Genomic DNA, 20012 nt, shown 5'->3' on the forward strand with positions numbered 1-20012 from the left:
ATTGCTGTAAAATTATGTCTTATTCCGTAATTTTCTTACCCAAAACATTTTTTTTTTGTTACTTTATTGTTCAGAAGACGCACAGGGAAAACGTTTGTCTCCTAACAAAGTGGTGAATTTGTTCCCCTTTCAGCCATTTTGTAGCACGTGCGCCGCATTTGCCCAACCTTTCCATTTTAAGGACGAGAACAATGGCCAAAGTTTCACTGGAAAAAGAAAAAATAAAAATTCTACTTCTAGAAGGTCTTCACCCTTCTTCTGTAGAAGTACTGCAAGCCGCTGGTTACACAAATATTGAGTACCATAAAGGCTCGCTACCTGAAGATGAACTTCTTGAAGCAGTTAAAGATGCTCACTTCATTGGTATTCGTTCTCGCACTAACATCTCCCAAGAAGTTATTGATGCCGCTGAAAAGCTGGTTGCCGTTGGTTGTTTCTGTATTGGAACTAACCAAGTCAACCTTCAAGCAGCAGCAAAGCGCGGCATCCCTGTGTTCAACGCACCATTCTCAAACACTCGAAGTGTTGCTGAACTCGTTCTTGGTCAGGTTCTATTGCTACTTCGTGGCATTCCAGAAAAGAACGCTCTTGCGCACCGTGGTATTTGGAAAAAGAGTGCAGACAACTCTTACGAAGCTCGTGGTAAGCGTTTAGGTATTATTGGTTACGGTCACATTGGTACTCAGCTGGGTATTATTGCGGAAAACCTTGGTATGCGCGTTTACTTCTACGACATCGAAAACAAGCTGTCTTTGGGTAACGCAACGCAAGTTCATACCATGACTGAACTGTTGAATAAGTGTGACGTAATCTCTTTGCATGTTCCTGAAACCAACGAAACAAAAGACATGATGGGTAAAGAAGAGTTCGAGCGCATGAAGCCTGGTTCTATCTTTATCAATGCAGCGCGTGGCACGGTAGTAGATATCCCAGCTCTGTGCGGCGCTCTAGATTCTGGTCACCTTTCAGGTGCAGCGATCGATGTATTCCCAACGGAACCAAAAACCAATGCTGACCCATTTGAGTCACCATTAATGCAGTTCGATAACGTGATCCTAACGCCTCACGTGGGTGGTTCAACTCAAGAAGCACAAGAAAACATTGGTGTTGAAGTTGCTGGCAAACTAGCGAAATACTCTGATAACGGTTCTACGCTATCAAGTGTTAACTTCCCAGAGGTATCTCTACCGCTACACACTGGCACGTCTCGCTTGCTGCACATTCACGAAAACCGCCCAGGTATCCTAACTCAGATCAACACAATCTTCGCTGAAGAAGGCATCAACATCGCGGGTCAGTACCTGCAGACTGCGGCTGATATGGGTTATGTCGTTATCGATGTAGAAGCGGATCGCTCTGAAGAAGCACTGCTTAAACTGAAAGAGATCGAAGGCACAATCCGTGCTCGTCTACTTCACTAATCATCGAACTTGATATTAGTAAAAACAAAAAGGCTCTCATTGTGAGAGCCTTTTTAGTATTTGGCCTATCGTCGGTAATTAGATCATCATGATCCAAAAGCCTCTATAGCACTATCATTACTCTTCGATCTGGTAGATCACATTAACACGATCGCGAATGGTGATCGTTGAATCTTCATAAGAGTTCGACTCTGTTCTCGCATCCATCGCCATTGAACGCATTAATACAGGCTGAGAAGATTGTGCGTTGTAATCAACACGCCAAACATCACCTAGCTCACGCTCAAAACCACTCGCTAATGATTTCGCTTTTGATGTTGCATCTTTAATTGCTTCTAAGCGCGCTTGCTCTTGATACTTAGCTTGATCACGCACTTGAAGCTGAATATTGTCGATCTGATTAATACCTTCTCCAATCGCAATATCCATGTACTCATTAAGATTCGCGAGCTCATTGACTTGAACGGTCACGTTACGTGAAGCGCGATAGCCGACCAATTCTGGTTTGCCATCTTTTGGGTAGTGATATTGAGGAGATAGGTACAGGTTCGAGCTGTGAACACTCGCCTCTTCTACACCGGCTTGATGCAGTTTATTAAGGAAGCCAGTCACTACTTTATCAACGGTATTTTTAGCTTGTTCAGCAGTCATCGTCGATTCCACGACTCTCACAGAGAATGTCGCCATATCTGGTGTTGCAATCACTTCACCGTAGCCCGTCGTTGAAATATGCGGGAAAGAGGGAGAGTCAGCCAATGATGGAAAACTCACAGCACTCAACGCTGCAGTAAGAGTAAGAGACGTTGCTAACATCTTTGGTGCAAACTTCATTAGGTAGACCTGTGCTAAACAAATGTACTTTCATCATAGAGCAATTTATCGTTTAGCCAATCCAGAGCACGCACTTCTAACAGAACTTTGACGCTGAAAAAACCAACAGTTTACTGAGGTAAGTGATTGTGAGCAAAACTCAATATTGCTTGGGATACCTCTTTTAATACCCCACTCTCAAGCTGCCAATGGTGCCAGTAGATGCGATAAGACAACAAAAAACCAGGTGTAATATCAATCAGAGCACCAGACTCTAGCTCATCGATGATCTGCAACCGAGGGATCAAACAATAGGCAACACCTGACAGCGCCAAACGTACAAATGCTTCCGAGCTGCCGACCGTATGATTAATAACGCTGTCCCTTGGTACATTAAAATGGTCATGCAGAAACTTCTTATGCAGATCATCGTATTGGTCATAAGAAACCGCAGGTGCCTTACTTAATGTGGCGTAGTTTACGCCCTCAGAAAAATAGCGCAGATGAAAGTCAGGGCTCGCCACACACACGTAATCCATCCTGCCAAGATAGTCAGCACTGCAACCGGGAATCGCTTGAGACTCCAAACTGATTGCGCCAGCAACCTCACCACTTTTAATCTTATCAATGGTTCTCGCCTCGCCATGAATCGCGAGGTTCAGTTCCACTTGTCGAGACTTCATCACATCCGATAATGCAGGCAACAACCATGTCGCTAAGCTATCGGCATTGGTGGCAATAGATATTGATAAAGGTTGCGCACTATCTTCATTCATCAACTCAGGCACCAGTTCATGCTCTAACAAACGAACTCGGCGATACAAACCCAATAACTTTTTACCTGCAGGAGTTGGCCTAGGCGGGGTTTCTCTCACCAACGCAGGCTGAGCTAACCACTTTTCTAGCTGTTTGATACGTTGTGACACCGCAGACTGAGATATATACAACTGCTCCGCAGCCCTTTCAAAGCTACGCTGTTTCACCACAGCATCCAGTGCTTCTATCCACTTATAATCCAATCCGCGCATCAATTTGCTTCCTTTTTAAGCTAACTCAACACCACATTAGCAACTCTAATAATAGATTAAAATCATTAATTATACTTATTTAAAGGGGCGGAGTATCTTCACCATATAGCACGTAAATATCGTTAAATAAGTGGAGGTTAAAATGAGTTTTTGGGTTTTATTACAAGGTTTTGGTCTAGGGGCAAGCATGATTATCCCTATTGGCGCTCAGAATGCGTACGTCCTAAATCAAGGGATAAAACGCAACCACCATTTAACCACTGCGACAATTTGTAGCCTGCTCGACACTCTGTTTATCTCATTGGGTATCTTTGGCGGTGGTGCAATTTTGTCGCAAAATGAATTGCTACTCACCTCCGTGACCTTAGGTGGCATCGCTTTTCTGACTGTGTATGGTTTGTTATCACTTCGCAGTGCATTCAAAGCGCGTACTAGTGATGAATCGAAAGGTGAGATATTGGCGCGTGGCAAGCGCACCGTTATTTTAGGTGCATTGGCAGTAACTGTATTAAATCCACACCTATATTTGGATACCGTGGTAATTCTTGGATCCATTGGTGGGCAATTTGAAGGCAACGACAGAATTGCGTTTGCTATGGGGACTATATTGGCTTCGTTCGTCTGGTTTTATTCCTTGTCATTGGGCGCGGCAAAGCTAGGCCCGACGTTATCTAAACCTAAGGTTAAGAAAGGCATTGATATCGCAGTAGCAACCATGATGTTCGTCATAGCTGCAGTGCTTACCAATGGGCTAATTGAGCAATACTGGTAAATCTGTTTTTCTTAGAAAGCCAACAAAAAAGGCGGATAACCAAAGTTATCCGCCTTTCCTTATAAAAGCTTATAGTTATAAAAACTAACTAGAAATTAAGCTTCTACTTTATTCATGTGTACATCCATTTGCGGGAATGGGATTTCGATACCTTCATTATCCAAGCCTTCTTTGATAGCTTGCATAAGGTCGAAATAAACATTCCAGTAGTCAGCAGTGCTAACCCATGGACGAACGACAAAATTAACTGAAGAGTCAGCTAGCGTGTGAACACCAACTTGAACACCAGGCTCTTTCAGTACACGCTCATCAGATTCACAGATCTTAGTCAGTAGCGCTTTTGTCTTTTGAAGATCAGCATTGTAAGAAACACCAATCATTAGATCAATACGGCGCGTATCATGACGAGAGTAGTTTGTGATGGGACTACCGATAACACTACCGTTAGGTACTACAACCATTTTGTTGTCTGGCGTTGTTAGAACCGTTTGGAAGATTTGAATAGAATCAACTGAACCTGCTACACCACCAATTTCCACATAGTCACCAGACTTGAATGGACGGAATGCAACGATAAGTACACCAGCAGCAAAGTTAGATAGTGAGCCTTGTAGCGCTAGGCCTACCGCTAAACCAGCTGCACCAATAACAGCAACTACAGATGCTGTTTGAACACCTAAACGACCAAGTGCAGCAATTAAAACAATAACAAACAATAGGTAACGAACTAAACCGTGAATAAATTCCACAACCGCTCGGTCCATTTTCTTCTTCTGAAGAACCTTAGACACGCTATTCGCTACAGCTTTAACAATAAGGTTACCAATAAATAAAATTATCAGTGCTGAAATGATATTTACGCCATATTGGATAAATAAATCTGAATTATTTGTTAACCACTGTTCTGCGTGAGACAAACCGTCCACAAGCGGAGTTTCAATTACTGTCGAACTATCAGCCATAATGTGCATCCTCTATATAATATGCTATGGGCTAAACTGCCTTAAGCCTAATTTACTCTGCAATATAATAAACAGTTTAATTACCGTTAAGTCATTGTGTTAAAAGTAAATTAAAGCCAAGTCCTTTTTATAAACTGAACCAAATTCAGTTTTTCGGCACGATATCCTATCTTTGACAGATTGCAAAGTCATATTTATGTAAGCTTTTGAATTAATAAAACTTACCAATAAACACAAATACCGATAACTAAAAGACTACGAGATTTATTCACCGCACGCTAGGTTTTTCACATATTTAATACAATTTTTTAGCAGACATAAAAAAACCCGCTCAATGAGCGGGTTTTTAAAACTTAAAGAGTACTTAATTCAAAGAATTATAGTACGTCTACAGCGTTAAGGTCAGCAAATGCTTTCTCTAGACGAGCAACCATTGAAGCTTGACCAGCACGTAGCCATACGCGTGGATCGTAGTACTTCTTGTTTGGAGCAGCTTCGCCAGTTGGGTTGCCGATTTGACCTTGTAGGAAATCGAAGTTGTCAGCAGAGTACTGACGGATACCGTCCCAAGTTGCCCACTGTGTATCAGTATCGATGTTCATTTTGATAACACCGTAGCCGATAGACTCTTGGATTTCTGCTTCAGAAGAACCAGAACCACCGTGGAATACGAAGTTTAGAGCGTTAGGTGCGATACCGAACTTCTCTGCACAGTATGCTTGAGAGTCACGTAGGATAGTTGGAGTAAGTACAACGTTACCAGCTTGGTAAACACCGTGTACGTTACCGAAAGAAGCAGCGATAGTGAAACGTGGGCTAACAGCCATTAGTTTCTCGTAAGCGTATGCTACGTCTTCTGGAGAAGTGTAAAGCTCAGATGCGTCCATATCAGAGTTATCAACGCCGTCTTCTTCACCACCAGTACAACCAAGTTCGATCTCGATTGTCATGTTCATTTTAGCCATGCGCTCTAGGTACTTAGCACACGTTTCGATGTTCTCTTCTAGAGACTCTTCAGAAAGGTCTAGCATGTGAGAAGAGAATAGAGGCTTACCAGTTTGTGCGAAGAACTCTTCACCAGCGTCTAATAGACCGTCGATCCATGGAAGAAGTTTCTTAGCAGCGTGGTCAGTGTGCAGGATAACTGGAACACCGTAAGCTTCAGCTACAGCGTGTACGTATTTTGCACCAGCTACAGCGCCAAGAACTTGTGCGCCTTGACCTTCAAGTTTAACGCCTTTACCTGCGAAGAATGCAGCGCCACCGTTAGAGAACTGAACAACTACTGGAGCTTTAGCTTTAGCAGCAGCTTCTAGTACTGCGTTTACAGAATCAGTACCAACAACGTTTACAGCAGGAAGAGCAAATTTGTTTTCTTTTGCTACTTCAAATACTTTCTGTACGTCATCGCCAGAAATCACACCAGGTTTTACAAAATCGAAGATCTTAGACATGGAAATAGTCCTATTTATTCTATCGTTTTAAGATTAAAAAACTTAAGTTCAAAAACTTGCAATCGTTTGCTCACAACTTGTGCCATTCTAGCAAAAAAGTGTGATATGCCGCAAACGTTAAAAGGCGAGATTCGTATCTCGCCTTTCTTAATCAATTATGCTTTAGCACGCTCTTCAAGCATTGCTACTGCAGGAAGTACTTTACCTTCAACGAACTCAAGGAAAGCGCCACCACCAGTAGAGATGTAAGAAACGTCAGCTTTAATACCGAACTTGTCGATAGCTGCTAGCGTGTCACCACCACCTGCTACAGAGAAACCTGCAGATTCAGCGATTGCTTTAGAGATACCAGCTGTACCCGCTTCGAAGTTCTTGAATTCGAATACGCCTACAGGGCCGTTCCAAAGGATAGTTTTTGCATTGCCGATGATTTCAGCTAGTGCAGCCGTTGAATCTGGGCCAAGGTCGAAGATCATGTCGTCGTCTTGAACTTCAGAAACGTGCTTGATTTCAGCTTCTGCGTTTTCGTCGAATGCTTTAGCACATGCAACGTCAGTCGCTACTGGGATAGCACACTCTTTCATTAGCTTCTTAGCAGTTTCAACTAGGTCAGCTTCGTATAGAGACTTACCTACGTTGTGGCCTTCAGCAGCGATGAACGTGTTCGCGATACCACCACCAACAACAAGTTGGTCAGCGATTTTAGAAAGAGATTCTAGAACAGTTAGTTTAGTAGAAACTTTAGAACCACCAACGATAGCAACTAGTGGACGAGCCGGGTTGTCCATTGCTTTGCCAAGCGCTTCAAGTTCAGCAGCTAGAAGAGGACCAGCACATGCTACAGGTGCATAAGTACCAACACCGTGAGTAGAAGCTTGTGCACGGTGAGCTGTACCGAATGCATCCATTACAAAGATGTCACATAGTGCAGCGTACTGCTTAGAAAGTGCTTCTTCGTTTTTCTTCTCGCCTTTGTTAAAGCGAACGTTTTCAAGAACAACTAGTTCACCAGCGTTAAGCTCTAGGCCATTTACGTAATCTTTCGCTAGCTTAACTTCGCAGTCTAGTGCGTCGTTTAGGTAGTTAACTACAGGTGCTAGAGAGAACTCTTCGTTGTATTCGCCTTCAGTAGGACGACCAAGGTGAGAAGTAACCATAACTTTTGCGCCAGCTTCTAGGCAAAGTTTGATAGTTGGTAGAGATGCAAGGATACGTGCATCTGAAGTTACTTTACCGTCTTTTACTGGTACGTTTAGGTCAGCACGAATAAATACGCGTTTACCTGCAAGTTCCAGGTCAGTCATCTTGATCACAGACATGTTTTGTCCTCTCAAATTTAAATAAATATAAAGTTTTGGAAACTCAGCAACCCTGCTAAGCCTATAAATTATTCAACTGGTAATTCTTTAACTACTCATAATATGTGGATACTTTGTATTTATTTCAAGCTAAAAAATAAATAATCCGCACATTTGCTTCTAGGTCTTACTTCTTGCCTTCAGAAGCTTGCATTGCAAGAACCGTATCCAGCATTCGGTTCGCAAAGCCCCATTCATTGTCACACCACACCAGCATTTTCACTAAGTGGCCGTTGCTCACTCGCGTTTGTGAACCATCAACAATTGCGCTATGGGGATCGTGATTAAAATCGATGGAAACGAGCGGCGCTTCAGTATAGTCAACTATATTGTGTAATGTACACTGGGATGCATTAACAATGGTTTGATTTACGTCATTAACTTTCACATTTGCATTAATTGTGACACTTAAATCCATCGCTGTTACGTTTACCGTTGGCACACGCACAGATATCGCTTCAAATTTGTTAGAAAATTTCGGAAAGATTCTTTCAATACCTTTATGCAATTTGGTATCGACAGGAATGATTGATTGGCTTGCTGCTCGAGTTCGACGAAGGTCGCTGTGGTACGCATCGATGACTTGTTGATCATTCATTGAAGAGTGAATAGTCGTGATGGTCCCAGACTCAATACCAAAGGCATCATCAAGCACCTTGATGATAGGGACAATACAGTTAGTCGTGCATGAACCGTTGGAAACGATTCGATGGTCAGCTTCGATAGTATCGTGATTTACGCCATAGATAATGGTGTTATCAAGGTCGTTCGCACCAGGATGTGAAAACAGCACCTTTTTCGCCCCAGCAGCAATATGCGCTAGGCCGTCAGCTCGGCAACCGTAGACGCCAGTACAATCGAGAACAATATCCACCTCAAGATCACGCCAAGGCAACAACTCAATATCAGCAAGATGTAAGATACGAATCGTATCAAACTCTCCTTTATCTTCAGCACCAATACCATGATGAACATAGATGTGCTCTTGATCGTTAGAGATTTTCTTACCGAAGCGGCCGTGACTGGTGTCGTATTGCAATAGGTGAGCCATAGCGTCAGGTTGAGCAAGCTCATTGACAGCTACTACTTTGATTTGTTGGCTTTTGCCACTTTCATAAACAGCGCGTAATACATTACGCCCTATTCTTCCAAATCCGTTTATCGCGACTTTTAGCATAGTTCCGTACATCTAACCAAAATTTCGTGCAACAGATGATAACTGAATCCTACCCAAAAGGCATTACTTGAATACCTCAGTCTACCTAGGACAGTTTGATCTGCTGCTTGTAGGGATTACTCTAGGAGAAAACAAATCCCAGATACAAAAAACCGAGCTCAGCGCTCGGTTTTTCTTTCACTTCACTGTTAGCACAAGGCCATCAGTCAATGATTAAGCAAGAAGCTCTTTCGCTGTGTTTACTACGTTTTCAGTAGTGAAACCGAACATCTTGAATAGTTCGCCTGCTGGTGCAGATTCGCCGAACGTTGTCATACCGATGATCTTGCCACCGAAACCAACGTACTTGTACCAGAAGTCAGCGATGCCAGCTTCTACTGCGATACGCGCTGTAACGTCAGATGGAAGTACAGACTCACGGTATTCAGCGTCTTGCTTGTCGAACGCGTCAGTTGCAGGCATAGATACTACGCGTACTGCTTTACCTTCAGCGGTTAGTTGTGCAGCAGCTTCAACTGCAAGCTCAACTTCAGAACCTGTTGCAATGATGATTAGCTCTGGCTTGCCTTCACAATCTTTCAGGATGTAACCACCCTTAGCGATGTTAGCTACTTGCTCAGCGTTACGATCTTGTTGTGCAAGGTTCTGACGAGAGAAGATTAAAGATGAAGGACCATCTTTACGCTCAATAGCCAGTTTCCAAGCAACTGCTGATTCAACTTGGTCACATGGACGCCATGTGCTCATGTTTGGAGTCAGACGTAGAGAAGCGATCTGCTCAACCGGTTGGTGAGTCGGGCCATCTTCGCCAAGACCGATAGAATCGTGCGTGTAAACTTGGATGTTCTGAACTTTCATCAGAGCAGCCATACGCATTGCGTTACGCGCGTATTCCATGAACATTAGGAACGTTGCGCCGTATGGTACGAAACCACCGTGCAGAGCGATACCGTTCATGATAGCCGTCATACCGAATTCACGTACACCGTAGTGGATGTAGTTACCAGAGAAGTCGTTTGCTTCAAGAGACTTAGAACCAGACCACATAGTTAGGTTAGAAGGCGCAAGGTCAGCAGAGCCGCCCATGAATTCAGGTAGCATCGCACCAAACGCTTCTAGTGCGTTTTGAGATGCTTTACGTGAAGCGATGTTTGCTGGGTTAGCTTGAAGATCAGCAATGATTGCGTTTGCTTTCTCTTCCCACTCAGCAGGAAGTTCACCGTTTACGCGGCGTTTGAATTCTGCTGCTAGCTCTGGGTAAGCCGCTGCGTATGCGTCAAACTTAGCATTCCACGCCGCTTCTTTCGCTGCGCCTGCTTCTTTCGCATTCCACTCAGCTGCGATATCAGCTGGGATTTCGAAAGGACCATGTTCCCAACCCAACGCTGCTTTAGTTGCTGTAATTTCATCAGCGCCTAGTGGAGCACCGTGACAGTCATGCGTACCCGCTTTGTTTGGAGAACCAAAACCGATAATAGTTTTAGTACAGATAAGCGTTGGACGAGGATCCGCTTTAGCCGCTTCAATTGCAGCATTGATAGCGTCAGAGTCGTGACCATCTACCGCTGGGATTACGTGCCAGCCGTATGCTACAAAACGCTTAGGTGTATCGTCAGAGAACCAACCTTCAACTTCGCCATCGATAGAGATGCCGTTGTCATCCCAGAAAGCAACCAGTTTACCAAGACCTAGCGTACCCGCTAAAGAACATGCTTCGTGAGAAATACCTTCCATCAGACAGCCATCACCCATGAATGCATAAGTGAAGTGGTCTACGATGTCGTGGCCTTCTTTGTTGAACTGTGCAGCCAATGCTTTCTCAGCCATCGCCATACCAACAGCGTTAGTAATGCCTTGACCTAGAGGACCAGTCGTTGTCTCGATACCAGGAGCGTATCCGTACTCTGGGTGACCAGGCGTCTTAGAGTGCAGCTGACGGAAGTTCTTAAGGTCTTCAATTGAAAGCTCGTAACCTGCAAGGTGAAGCAGAGAGTAAATCAACATTGAACCATGGCCGTTAGACAGGATAAAACGGTCGCGGTCAGCCCACTCTGGGTTTGCTGGGTTGTGGTTCAAGTGACCACGCCAAAGAACTTCAGCGATGTCAGCCATACCCATAGGTGCGCCAGGGTGACCTGAATTTGCTTGTTGAACGCCATCCATGCTAAGTGCGCGAATTGCATTGGCTAGATCTTTACGAGAAGGCATGTCTGCTCCTGAGTACATAAGCGATTTAAAAAAGAGATTGATGCTAAAATTTTCATTTTTATTAGCGCGGGTATTCTCTCAAACGACTTTAGCGACTGCAAACGTTTTACTGGCATTTTAACGGTCATTTTTCGCAATTTTCGAACATTTACATCACTTAGCAATGCCTTACCCCAACCAATACGCAAACGTTTAGTTATGACATATCATAAAAAAGAGCTTGTAATTCGACCGCTGGAATTTAGAATAGCCGTCTAGATGTAGAAACACCTACAAAATATACTGTATTTAATGGCGGCGCTTCCTAGCTTGCGACGCCTGAAATTATTTGCATTTAACTATTTGCAACTAAAAACTAAACTAAAAGTGGAGCTCTCATGGCTAAGCACCTATTCACTTCTGAATCTGTTTCAGAAGGCCATCCAGATAAAATTGCAGACCAAATCTCTGATGCTGTTCTTGATGCCATCTTGGAACAAGATCCAAAAGCACGTGTTGCTTGTGAGACTTACGTAAAAACCGGCATGGTTATGGTTGGCGGTGAAGTAACAACGTCTGCATGGGTTGATATCGAAGAAATCACTCGTGAAACAGTTCGTGAAATTGGTTACGTTCATTCTGATATGGGCTTTGACGCTGACTCTTGTGCAGTACTAAACACAATTGGTAAGCAGTCTCCAGACATCAACCAAGGTGTTGATAAAGCCGATCCTAAAGATCAAGGTGCAGGCGACCAAGGTATCATGTTTGGTTACGCGACTAACGAAACGCCAATCCTAATGCCAGCTCCAATTACTTACTCTCACCTTCTTGTTAAGAAGCAAGCTGAAGTACGTAAGAGCGGCAAACTTGACTTCCTTCGCCCAGATGCGAAATCTCAAGTTACGTTCCAATACGACCAAGGTAAGATTGTTGGTATCGACGCAGTTGTTCTTTCGACTCAACACTGTGATTCAGTAACAACACCTGACCTACGTGAAGCGGTAATGGAAGAGATCATCAAGCCAGTACTTCCTGCTGAGTGGATCAACAAAGATACTAACTTCTTCATCAACCCAACCGGCCGTTTCGTAATCGGTGGTCCAATGGGTGACTGTGGTCTAACAGGTCGTAAGATCATCGTTGATACCTACGGCGGCGCAGCTCGTCACGGTGGCGGTGCATTCTCTGGTAAAGATCCATCAAAAGTTGACCGTTCTGCAGCTTACGCAGCTCGTTACGTAGCGAAAAACATCGTTGCTGCTGGCATGGCTGACCGTTGTGAGATTCAACTGTCTTACGCTATCGGTGTTGCAGATCCAACATCTATCATGGTTGAAACGTTTGGTACTGAGAAAGTAGCTCACGAAATTATCATTGAAGCCGTTCGTCAAAACTTCGACCTACGTCCATACGGTCTTCAAGAGATGCTGAACCTTCTTCAACCTATCTACAAGCAGACTGCAGCATACGGTCACTTCGGTCGTGAAGAGTTCCCTTGGGAAGCGACTGACAAAGCAGCAATCCTTGCGGACTTCGCTGGCCTAAAATAATTTAGCCACTGCGATTTATTTCTTTAAAGCCCTTACTTCTTAGTAAGGGCTTTATTTTTATGCACTTACCGAACCTTCACTCGCAACTTCCTTCTTTAACGCCCTTCTTTACCGTTAACCACTAAGTATAAAAAGCCGCCGATAATTTGTATTTTCTAACACTACTGACAATAGTTAAGGTAACTCCTAGGCGATCAAGCTCACATTTAACTTAAATTAATTCAGTCTAATAACGCTCGTTAAATGCTCGCTAGAACAATAACTGGGATGACAAAGAGTAATTTAGCTCAACACCATAACTCTCACACAAGCCAAATCGATGAGTCTTATGGAATTATAACTAGGACGTTATTTAACTAGGGGGATCTATGCCTCGTACCGCGCACCCATCCGAACTAAACGATAAAAAACACAAGGTCAGCGATAAGGATTACGCTCGCACCATTCCTTGCAACCAAATCAGTATTTCCGCACCCTTTCATTGGTTGTCGCTTGCTCTGCATGACTTAGTAAGAATGCCATTAATCAGCGCATTTTACGGTTTATGCTTTATGGGAGCAGCAGTCGCCATTGTTCAACTAGTCCAATGGCAGGGAACACACTTAGTTGTGATGCCAAGCTTGATTGTGTACATGCTGATAGGGCCCTTTCTTGCTCTGGGCTTGTATGACGCAGCCTGGGAAAGAGAAAAAGGGCATAACGCCAACCTACTGCACTCGATGAAAGCCATCACTCGCAACTCCACGCACCAATGGGCCTTTGCGATTGTATTGATGGTTGCGATGATATTTTGGATGCGAATCGCCGCTCTGTTGCATGCTTTATATCCATCTGTCCAAGGCGCCCCATTAGCTGAATTTGCGCCATTCTTGATTACGGGTTCTGTGATTGGATTTGTTATCGCCAGCTTAATCTTCAGCATCTCGGCGTTTTCTATTCCATTGATGATGGAGAGACGCGTGGATGTAATGAGCGCAATCTTCACTAGCTTCAATGCAGTGAAATCCAACATTCCAGCAATGGTGGTGTGGGCAAGTATTATTTGTGCCGGTATTCTGGTGGGCTTTGCGACCTACGGCATTGGTATGATAGTCACCATGCCGCTACTTGGTTATGGTACATGGCATGCCTACCACGAAATCATCAAGAAGAATCACCACCTATAAATTATCGCCAGAATAACGAGCAATGTTATGATGAGGCCTTAGCTTAAACGCTGAGGCCTTTTTTTGGAGTTAACAACGTTTGTCTTACACCCCGCAACAACATCGAGCAAATAAGAAATTGGCCGAGTGCCTAGCTATCGCTAATCAACATTTCTCTCGCGAATTCCCATGCCCAACCATCACTTACAAATTAAGAGGAAAGGCAGCGGGAAAGGCCTACCTTCAGCTCAATGAAATTAAGCTCAATCATGTACTCTTCGCCGAGAATGAGGATGCCTTCGTTAACGAGGTGGTGCCTCATGAACTGGCACATCTGATCACACATCAAGTATTTGGACGAGTGAGACCTCACGGGAATGAATGGAAATACGTGATGGAAAAGGTATTCAACGTACCAGCCAAAACAACCCACAGTTTTGAGGTAACCTCTGTGCAAGGGAAGACCTTTGAATACCGCTGCGACTGCACTGTTTATCCGCTCTCGATTAGGCGTCACAACAAGGTATTACGTAACCAATCAAGCTACCGCTGCCAACAGTGCAATCAAACCTTGGCCTTTACTGGCAAGCAACTCAGCTAGCACCCAATACTCGGCATACGTTAGATTCAGTAGCCTGCTCGTTTTTCTTCAGGAAATTGCACTCCATCGATTAGATGATTGAAATGTAATGGAGAAATCTATCACTTGAGTGCTAGACTGATATTTATCATACTTTTATCAGTCTTTTTCTATGCACAAAACCACTCCAAAAGCATTTGGCCTATTGGTGTCTTTTTACTTATCGATAGTATTTGGCCTACTGGTAACCCAAAGTGTTTTCGCCGCTCCACCAAGTTCATTCTCCAAAGCAAAAAAAGAAGCGGTGAAGATTTACCTTGATCACCCGACTTCGTTTTATTGTGGCTGTGACATTACTTGGAAAGACAAAAAGAAAGGCATTCCAGACCTTGATGGCTGTGGTTATCAAGTACGAAAACAGCAAAAACGGGCGAGTCGAATTGAGTGGGAACACGTAGTTCCCGCTTGGCAATTTGGCCACCAGCGTCAGTGCTGGCAAGATGGCGGACGTAAGAACTGCACTCGCAATGACAAAATATTCAAATCAATGGAAGCCGATCTTCACAACCTGACTCCGGCAATTGGCGAGGTTAACGGTGATCGCTCCAATTACAATTTCAGTCAGTGGAATGGAATGGATGGCGTGAGCTACGGTCAGTGTGAAATGCAGGTCAACTTTAAACAGCGTAAGGTGATGCCGCCAGACAGAGCAAAAGGTTCTATCGCGCGTACTTATCTTTACATGAGCCAAGAGTATGGTTTCAAGCTATCTAAGCAGCAGACTAACCTGATGATGGCTTGGAACAAGCAATTCCCTGTCGATAAGTGGGAATGTACCCGTGATGAGCGAATCTATGCCATCCAGGGGAATCACAACCAATTTGTATTTGAAAGCTGTAAATAATAGCCAGCAAGATAAAAAGGCCCTTGTCACACAGGGCCATAATCACTTTTAATGCTCTATTATTAAGTTTAGTTTTCTAAGTCTTCTAGATAACGAGTATTCTCACTAAAACCAGTCATTGAAGCCGCCGAAATAACGGAGCGCGCCTCAGGGTTTACGTCCATCAATTTCTGACTTGCACACCAACCTTGCCCAACACTTAACATTTCAGGAGCGGCAGGAAGAGAAGCCAATTCAGCTCTAATCGTCAACTCTGATTTACCCAATATACCACTAGCAACAAACACGGCTCGATCTTGAACATCATTATCAGATAAACGAGAACGCTGGCCCCACTGCACTTTCCAGTCGTTACATGAATAATCTTCTATTTGTGGAATACTAAGAAAAGCGACATCAGACAAAGCGCGGTACTTTTTGTACATCATGTAAGCTTCAAAGAGCATAGCCACATCTTCAGCAGGACTTGAGTAAGAGTAGAATGCCGCTGCTTTATCGGCTTCAAATGCATCCCCGGCAACCTCTCCTGTAAGTCGTCTAATTTCGTTTGTCATTGATTCACCTTGAAAGGCAATTTGAGCCGCTTTATTCAGCAGGTTTGAAGTTAAAGGATCCCTTTCAATAAGCTCGTGATTTAATTTTTTTAACGGATGAATATAGTTAGTGATATCCCCATAAGAAGGGATTTGAGTCAGGTCGTGCTCTTGCAAGAAATCATTCGCGTGTGCAAGTTCATGAGAAAGGAGCCTAAATAAACCAGGAGCAATATGATTCGCTTCTCTCGATTCATTCCTTAACGGGGTATAGGTATTTGAATAAGAGATATAGTCATTTGTTGCTTCATGAATATAGCGCTGAGCTTTATCGAATTTAAACTCTGTTTGAAAACCATTTCGATAATCTTCTTGCTTATGAATAGAATCCCACTCGCTTTTATTGCGCCATACATACTTAGGGTCTATGTACATAGATGCTGTAGACGTTGTGTAAAATGATGGACGAATATCATAACTGATCACAATGCTGTTCAATGGCTTAAAAAGATTCAGTAAATCTTGGTCATTAATTTCTTTTAATGCTTCGATAAAACTGTCGGCCATCCACTGATGGGACACTACTAACCTTTCTTGAATCTGCTCAATTGTCACATTTACTTGGTTAACCCCAAGAGGCTTTATTACCGATAAATCACAAGAGCTATTCACTAAAAATGCTTTTGAACATTCTTCAATATCCTTCGACATACTCGAAGTTTGGTAAGTCGAAACAGACGCTAAACTTGGCATTCCGTTCACATTAGGTGACACGATACTAGCAGGAACATCGGAAGATGAATCCGATCCACCACCACAACCCGCCAAGAGTAAGCTACTGACTGTACATGTTAAAATAGAACGTCTTTTCATACAAAACATAGATAAAGCCTTTATTAATTATATTTATATTCAATCGGTTGAATTGTATTTATTGGCTTTATAAATTTCAAACTCTAAATCATAAGGATAAGATCTCTCGCCTATTTTTGTTCGCTACTTGTTTTTTCCTTACTTAGCATCCATGTTAGGCAGAGACAAAATACCCAAATGACACTATTTATAGGTTTACCAGCATGAGAATCCCTCGTATCCATCACCCAGAACGCATTCATCAGTTAGGTTCACTCGCTTTAGGCGAAGATGCCGCGGGTCATGTTGGTCGAGTCCTTCGTATGAAAGAAGGTCAAGATGTTCTTCTATTTGATGGCAGTGGCGCTGAATTCCCTGCGACAATTGCTGAAGTATCAAAAAAGAACGTCACTGTTAATGTTACTGAACGTATCGAACGCAGCAGCGAATCTCCGTTAGACTTACATTTAGGCCAAGTGATTTCACGTGGCGACAAAATGGAATTCACGATTCAGAAATCGGTTGAGCTTGGTGTGAACACTATTACCCCGCTGATTTCAGAGCGCTGTGGCGTTAAGCTTGATACTAAACGCTTCGAGAAAAAGCTCGCGCAGTGGCAAAAGATTGCTATCGCTGCATGTGAACAGTGTGGCCGTAACACGGTTCCAGTCATTCGCCCAATCATGCAACTTGAAGAGTGGTGCAGCGAACCAAGTGAAGCGTTAAAGCTAAACCTGCATCCTCGAGCAAAATACTCAATTAACACCCTTCCAGAGCCCATCAGTAAGGTGCGCCTATTGATCGGTCCTGAAGGTGGATTGTCAGCTGAAGAAATCGGCATGACAGAACAATACAAATTTGAAGAGACGCTACTCGGCCCACGTGTACTTCGTACCGAGACAGCAGCTCTAACCGCAATTACTGCCTTACAAGTCCGTTTTGGCGATCTAGGCTAGGAGAAAAAAATGATCAAACTTGGCATCGTAATGGATCCAATTTCATCCATTAACATCAAAAAAGACTCTAGCTTTGCCATGATGCTTGAAGCTCAGCGTCGTGGTTACGAAATCCATTACATGGAAATGGATGATCTACATTTAGATCAAGGCGTAGCCATTGCTGACACTAAGGTTGTTGAACTAAAAGAAGATCCAAACGGTTGGTACGAGTTCAAATCAGAACAGACTATCGCGCTATCCGATTTAGATGCGGTACTGATGCGTAAAGATCCTCCGTTTGATACTGAGTACATCTACGCGACTTACATTCTTGAGCGTGCTGAAGAGAACGGTGCACTGATCGTCAACAAGCCACAAAGTCTACGTGACTGTAACGAGAAGTTGTTCACGGCTTGGTTCCCTGAACTGACACCAACCACCATCGTGACTCGTAAAGCTGAAAAGATTAAAGCGTTCCGAGAAGAGCACGGTGACGTGATCCTAAAACCACTTGATGGCATGGGCGGCGCGTCTATATTCCGAGTGAAAGAAGGCGATCCAAACGTATCAGTGATCATTGAGACATTGACTAACCATGGTCAAAATTACGCAATGGCACAAACCTTTGTTCCAGACATCAGCAATGGTGACAAGCGTATTCTTGTGGTTGATGGTGAACCAATGCCTTACTGCCTAGCGCGTATTCCTGCTAAAGGGGAGACTCGAGGTAACCTTGCTGCTGGTGGTACAGGTGAAGCTCGTCCGCTAAGTGAAACCGATTGGGCTATAGCAAGAGCAGTTGCTCCTGCACTTAAAGAGAAAGGCTTAATCTTTGTCGGACTTGATGTTATCGGCGACAAGCTGACTGAAATTAACGTGACAAGCCCTACTTGTATCCGTGAAATTGAAGCTGCTTTTGATATTTCGGTAACGGGCAAATTAATGGATGCAATCGAGCGTCGCGTTAACGCTAAATAGCCTAAACTAAAGAAAGCCTTAGCTATTCGAAAACACAAAATATCTAGGCAAAGAACAATGAGCGGCTTTACGCCGCTCTTTTTCCTTTACTGGGAACACACTGGCAGGAGGCTCTATGAATTTAACGAACCACTTTCTGGTCGCTATGCCCGGAATGAAAGATCCATACTTTCAAAATTCGGTAATTTACCTTTGTGAGCACAACGACGAAGGTGCGATGGGCTTAATGATCAACGCCCCTATCGATGTCACTGTCGGCAGCATGCTTAAGCAAGTTGAGGTTGATTCTGAACAGCCTAAACCCAACCAAGCAAGCCTTGATAAGCCAGTACTTAATGGTGGGCCAGTCGCAGAAGACCGTGGGTTTATTTTGCACAAACCCAAAGGCAGTTATCAATCCAGCATCAACATGACGGATCAAATCTCGGTGACGACCTCAAAAGATATCTTGATGGTGTTGGGGACAGAAGATGAGCCGATGAATTATCTAGTCGCACTTGGTTATGCAGGATGGGAACCAGGACAACTGGAAACCGAACTGACTGAAAACTCATGGCTAACCGTTGAAGCCGATCCAAAGGTTATCTTCGACACGCCAATTTCGGATCGCTGGAAAGTTGCTGTGCAAATGTTAGGTATCAATGCGGCTCAGCTTTCAGCAGACGCTGGTCACGCCTAGCTCAAATCAGCTCAATAAAATAAACAGACACTCTCAAACACAGATTAATTTGGAAGCCCCATGTCACGAACAATTATGGCATTTGACTACGGTACAAAAAGTATCGGCAGTGCGATAGGACAAGAAATCACAGGTACAGCAAGTCCTTTAAAAGCCTTTAAAGCAAAAGATGGCATCCCAAATTGGGACGATATCGAGAGGCAAATTAAGGAATGGCAGCCAAACCTTATCGTGGTTGGCCTTCCTACCGACCTTCATGGTAAAGATCTAGCAGCCATTACACCTAGAGCAAAGAAGTTCGCAAACCGTCTTAAAGGACGCTTTGGTGTGGATGTTGAACTGCATGATGAAAGACTTTCTACGACAGAAGCAAGGGCCGACCTTTTTGAAATGGGCGGCTATAAAGCGCTAAGTAAAGGAAACGTTGATAATCAATCAGCTGTGGTTATTTTAGAGAGCTGGTTTGAAGCGCAATATTGCTAATAAAAAAATTAATCATTAAATGCTGAAAGTATTTTCTGAACCTATACTAACTGTACGACGTAATGTCTGACACATTAGTAATTAGATAAGTGAGAAAAATTATGAAAATTTTTCTAGTAATCTTCGTAGCTCTAGCAATATCAGCATGCAGTTCGACAAGTCCCAACAATGCCGGTTATATGAATCATACTACGACTA

General features: G+C 43.6%; 18 protein-coding genes. 10 read left to right on the top strand and 8 right to left on the bottom strand.

The genetic code is table 11. From position 1 onward, the window contains the following. The first annotated feature begins 191 nt into the window (after positions 1-191). The gene (gene serA / locus ITG09_13830) at positions 192-1421 is read left to right on the top strand and encodes a phosphoglycerate dehydrogenase (GenBank protein ID UPR51753.1); all 1230 of its coding nucleotides are present in this window, start codon (positions 192-194) and stop codon (positions 1419-1421) included. Between the two features lie 117 nt (positions 1422-1538). Here serA and ITG09_13835 read toward each other — a convergent pair whose 3' ends face one another. Both ITG09_13835 and ITG09_13840 read right to left on the bottom strand, forming a co-directional pair. Then, on the bottom strand, positions 1539-2252 hold the full coding sequence (locus ITG09_13835) for an oxidative stress defense protein (GenBank protein ID UPR51754.1): 714 nt from the start codon (positions 2250-2252) through the stop codon (positions 1539-1541). Between the two features lie 110 nt (positions 2253-2362). Further along, positions 2363-3259 carry a LysR family transcriptional regulator ArgP gene (locus ITG09_13840; GenBank protein UPR51755.1) on the bottom strand — a complete coding sequence of 299 codons (897 nt, stop codon included), beginning with the start codon at positions 3257-3259 and terminating at the stop codon, positions 2363-2365. A gap of 142 nt (positions 3260-3401) precedes the next feature. Between ITG09_13840 and ITG09_13845 the strand changes: the two genes are divergently transcribed. Next, positions 3402-4031 (top strand): amino acid transporter, encoded by a 630-nt coding sequence (locus tag ITG09_13845; protein UPR51756.1) that lies wholly within the window; start codon positions 3402-3404, stop codon positions 4029-4031. A 95-nt stretch (positions 4032-4126) separates the two neighbouring features. On the opposite strand, the gene mscS is transcribed toward ITG09_13845, so the two are convergent. The 5 genes from mscS to tkt all read right to left on the bottom strand — a co-directional run bounded on the left by mscS (position 4127) and on the right by tkt (position 11190). Next, positions 4127-4993 carry a small-conductance mechanosensitive channel MscS gene (gene mscS, locus ITG09_13850; GenBank protein UPR51757.1) on the bottom strand — a complete coding sequence of 289 codons (867 nt, stop codon included), beginning with the start codon at positions 4991-4993 and terminating at the stop codon, positions 4127-4129. 377 nt (positions 4994-5370) lie between these two features. Continuing rightward, on the bottom strand, positions 5371-6447 hold the full coding sequence (gene fbaA / locus ITG09_13855) for a class II fructose-bisphosphate aldolase (protein UPR51758.1): 1077 nt from the start codon (positions 6445-6447) through the stop codon (positions 5371-5373). A gap of 155 nt (positions 6448-6602) precedes the next feature. Beyond that, positions 6603-7766, bottom strand: coding sequence for a phosphoglycerate kinase (locus ITG09_13860; protein UPR51759.1), 1164 nt, complete (start codon positions 7764-7766; stop codon positions 6603-6605). Positions 7767-7932: 166 nt separating this feature from the next. After that, entirely contained in the window at positions 7933-8982 is a 1050-nt protein-coding gene (gene epd, locus ITG09_13865) for an erythrose-4-phosphate dehydrogenase (GenBank protein ID UPR51760.1), read from the bottom strand. A 213-nt stretch (positions 8983-9195) separates the two neighbouring features. Beyond that, entirely contained in the window at positions 9196-11190 is a 1995-nt protein-coding gene (tkt, locus tag ITG09_13870) for a transketolase (protein ID UPR51761.1), read from the bottom strand. A 377-nt stretch (positions 11191-11567) separates the two neighbouring features. Here tkt and metK point away from each other — a divergent pair, with 377 nt between their 5' ends. The 4 genes from metK to ITG09_13890 all read left to right on the top strand — a co-directional run bounded on the left by metK (position 11568) and on the right by ITG09_13890 (position 15351). After that, the gene (gene metK, locus ITG09_13875; GenBank protein UPR51762.1) at positions 11568-12722 is read left to right on the top strand and encodes a methionine adenosyltransferase; all 1155 of its coding nucleotides are present in this window, start codon (positions 11568-11570) and stop codon (positions 12720-12722) included. A gap of 368 nt (positions 12723-13090) precedes the next feature. Next, positions 13091-13888, top strand: a complete 798-nt coding sequence (locus ITG09_13880; protein UPR51763.1) for a DUF2189 domain-containing protein — start codon at positions 13091-13093, stop codon at positions 13886-13888. 79 nt (positions 13889-13967) lie between these two features. Continuing rightward, the gene (locus tag ITG09_13885) at positions 13968-14468 is read left to right on the top strand and encodes a SprT family zinc-dependent metalloprotease (GenBank protein UPR51764.1); all 501 of its coding nucleotides are present in this window, start codon (positions 13968-13970) and stop codon (positions 14466-14468) included. A 151-nt stretch (positions 14469-14619) separates the two neighbouring features. Further along, entirely contained in the window at positions 14620-15351 is a 732-nt protein-coding gene (locus ITG09_13890) for an endonuclease (protein ID UPR51765.1), read from the top strand. A 68-nt stretch (positions 15352-15419) separates the two neighbouring features. Here ITG09_13890 and ITG09_13895 read toward each other — a convergent pair whose 3' ends face one another. Continuing rightward, positions 15420-16766 (bottom strand): hypothetical protein, encoded by a 1347-nt coding sequence (locus tag ITG09_13895; GenBank protein UPR51766.1) that lies wholly within the window; start codon positions 16764-16766, stop codon positions 15420-15422. 194 nt (positions 16767-16960) lie between these two features. Here ITG09_13895 and rsmE point away from each other — a divergent pair, with 194 nt between their 5' ends. The 4 genes from rsmE (at position 16961) to ruvX (ending at position 19814) form a co-directional block, all read left to right on the top strand. Beyond that, positions 16961-17692, top strand: coding sequence for a 16S rRNA (uracil(1498)-N(3))-methyltransferase (gene rsmE, locus ITG09_13900; protein ID UPR51767.1), 732 nt, complete (start codon positions 16961-16963; stop codon positions 17690-17692). Positions 17693-17701: 9 nt separating this feature from the next. Then, positions 17702-18652: a glutathione synthase gene (gene gshB / locus ITG09_13905; protein ID UPR51768.1), complete on the top strand. Its 951-nt coding sequence runs from the start codon at positions 17702-17704 to the stop codon at positions 18650-18652. 115 nt (positions 18653-18767) lie between these two features. Then, positions 18768-19331, top strand: a complete 564-nt coding sequence (locus tag ITG09_13910; protein UPR51769.1) for a YqgE/AlgH family protein — start codon at positions 18768-18770, stop codon at positions 19329-19331. Positions 19332-19391: 60 nt separating this feature from the next. Next, positions 19392-19814 carry a Holliday junction resolvase RuvX gene (gene ruvX / locus ITG09_13915; protein UPR51770.1) on the top strand — a complete coding sequence of 141 codons (423 nt, stop codon included), beginning with the start codon at positions 19392-19394 and terminating at the stop codon, positions 19812-19814. Positions 19815-20012: the final 198 nt, after the last annotated feature.

Origin of the sequence: Vibrio cyclitrophicus (genome assembly GCA_023206055.1) — a bacterium.
In the GTDB taxonomy this organism is placed as follows: domain Bacteria; phylum Pseudomonadota; class Gammaproteobacteria; order Enterobacterales; family Vibrionaceae; genus Vibrio; species Vibrio cyclitrophicus_A.

What these genes read in the sequence shown, in the direction of transcription:
- ruvX (UPR51770.1), top strand. Translation starts at nt 19,392, where the DNA reads ATGTCACGAACAATTATGGCATTTGACTACGGTACAAAAAGTATCGGC.
- fbaA (UPR51758.1), bottom strand. Translation starts at nt 6,447, where the DNA reads ATGTCTAAGATCTTCGATTTTGTAAAACCTGGTGTGATTTCTGGCGAT.
- ITG09_13840 (UPR51755.1), bottom strand. Translation starts at nt 3,259, where the DNA reads ATGCGCGGATTGGATTATAAGTGGATAGAAGCACTGGATGCTGTGGTG.
- ITG09_13835 (UPR51754.1), bottom strand. Translation starts at nt 2,252, where the DNA reads ATGAAGTTTGCACCAAAGATGTTAGCAACGTCTCTTACTCTTACTGCA.
- ITG09_13845 (UPR51756.1), top strand. Translation starts at nt 3,402, where the DNA reads ATGAGTTTTTGGGTTTTATTACAAGGTTTTGGTCTAGGGGCAAGCATG.
- rsmE (UPR51767.1), top strand. Translation starts at nt 16,961, where the DNA reads ATGAGAATCCCTCGTATCCATCACCCAGAACGCATTCATCAGTTAGGT.
- ITG09_13880 (UPR51763.1), top strand. Translation starts at nt 13,091, where the DNA reads ATGCCTCGTACCGCGCACCCATCCGAACTAAACGATAAAAAACACAAG.
- tkt (UPR51761.1), bottom strand. Translation starts at nt 11,190, where the DNA reads ATGCCTTCTCGTAAAGATCTAGCCAATGCAATTCGCGCACTTAGCATG.
- ITG09_13890 (UPR51765.1), top strand. Translation starts at nt 14,620, where the DNA reads ATGCACAAAACCACTCCAAAAGCATTTGGCCTATTGGTGTCTTTTTAC.
- serA (UPR51753.1), top strand. Translation starts at nt 192, where the DNA reads ATGGCCAAAGTTTCACTGGAAAAAGAAAAAATAAAAATTCTACTTCTA.
- ITG09_13860 (UPR51759.1), bottom strand. Translation starts at nt 7,766, where the DNA reads ATGTCTGTGATCAAGATGACTGACCTGGAACTTGCAGGTAAACGCGTA.
- epd (UPR51760.1), bottom strand. Translation starts at nt 8,982, where the DNA reads ATGCTAAAAGTCGCGATAAACGGATTTGGAAGAATAGGGCGTAATGTA.
- ITG09_13910 (UPR51769.1), top strand. Translation starts at nt 18,768, where the DNA reads ATGAATTTAACGAACCACTTTCTGGTCGCTATGCCCGGAATGAAAGAT.
- gshB (UPR51768.1), top strand. Translation starts at nt 17,702, where the DNA reads ATGATCAAACTTGGCATCGTAATGGATCCAATTTCATCCATTAACATC.
- mscS (UPR51757.1), bottom strand. Translation starts at nt 4,993, where the DNA reads ATGGCTGATAGTTCGACAGTAATTGAAACTCCGCTTGTGGACGGTTTG.
- ITG09_13895 (UPR51766.1), bottom strand. Translation starts at nt 16,766, where the DNA reads ATGTTTTGTATGAAAAGACGTTCTATTTTAACATGTACAGTCAGTAGC.
- metK (UPR51762.1), top strand. Translation starts at nt 11,568, where the DNA reads ATGGCTAAGCACCTATTCACTTCTGAATCTGTTTCAGAAGGCCATCCA.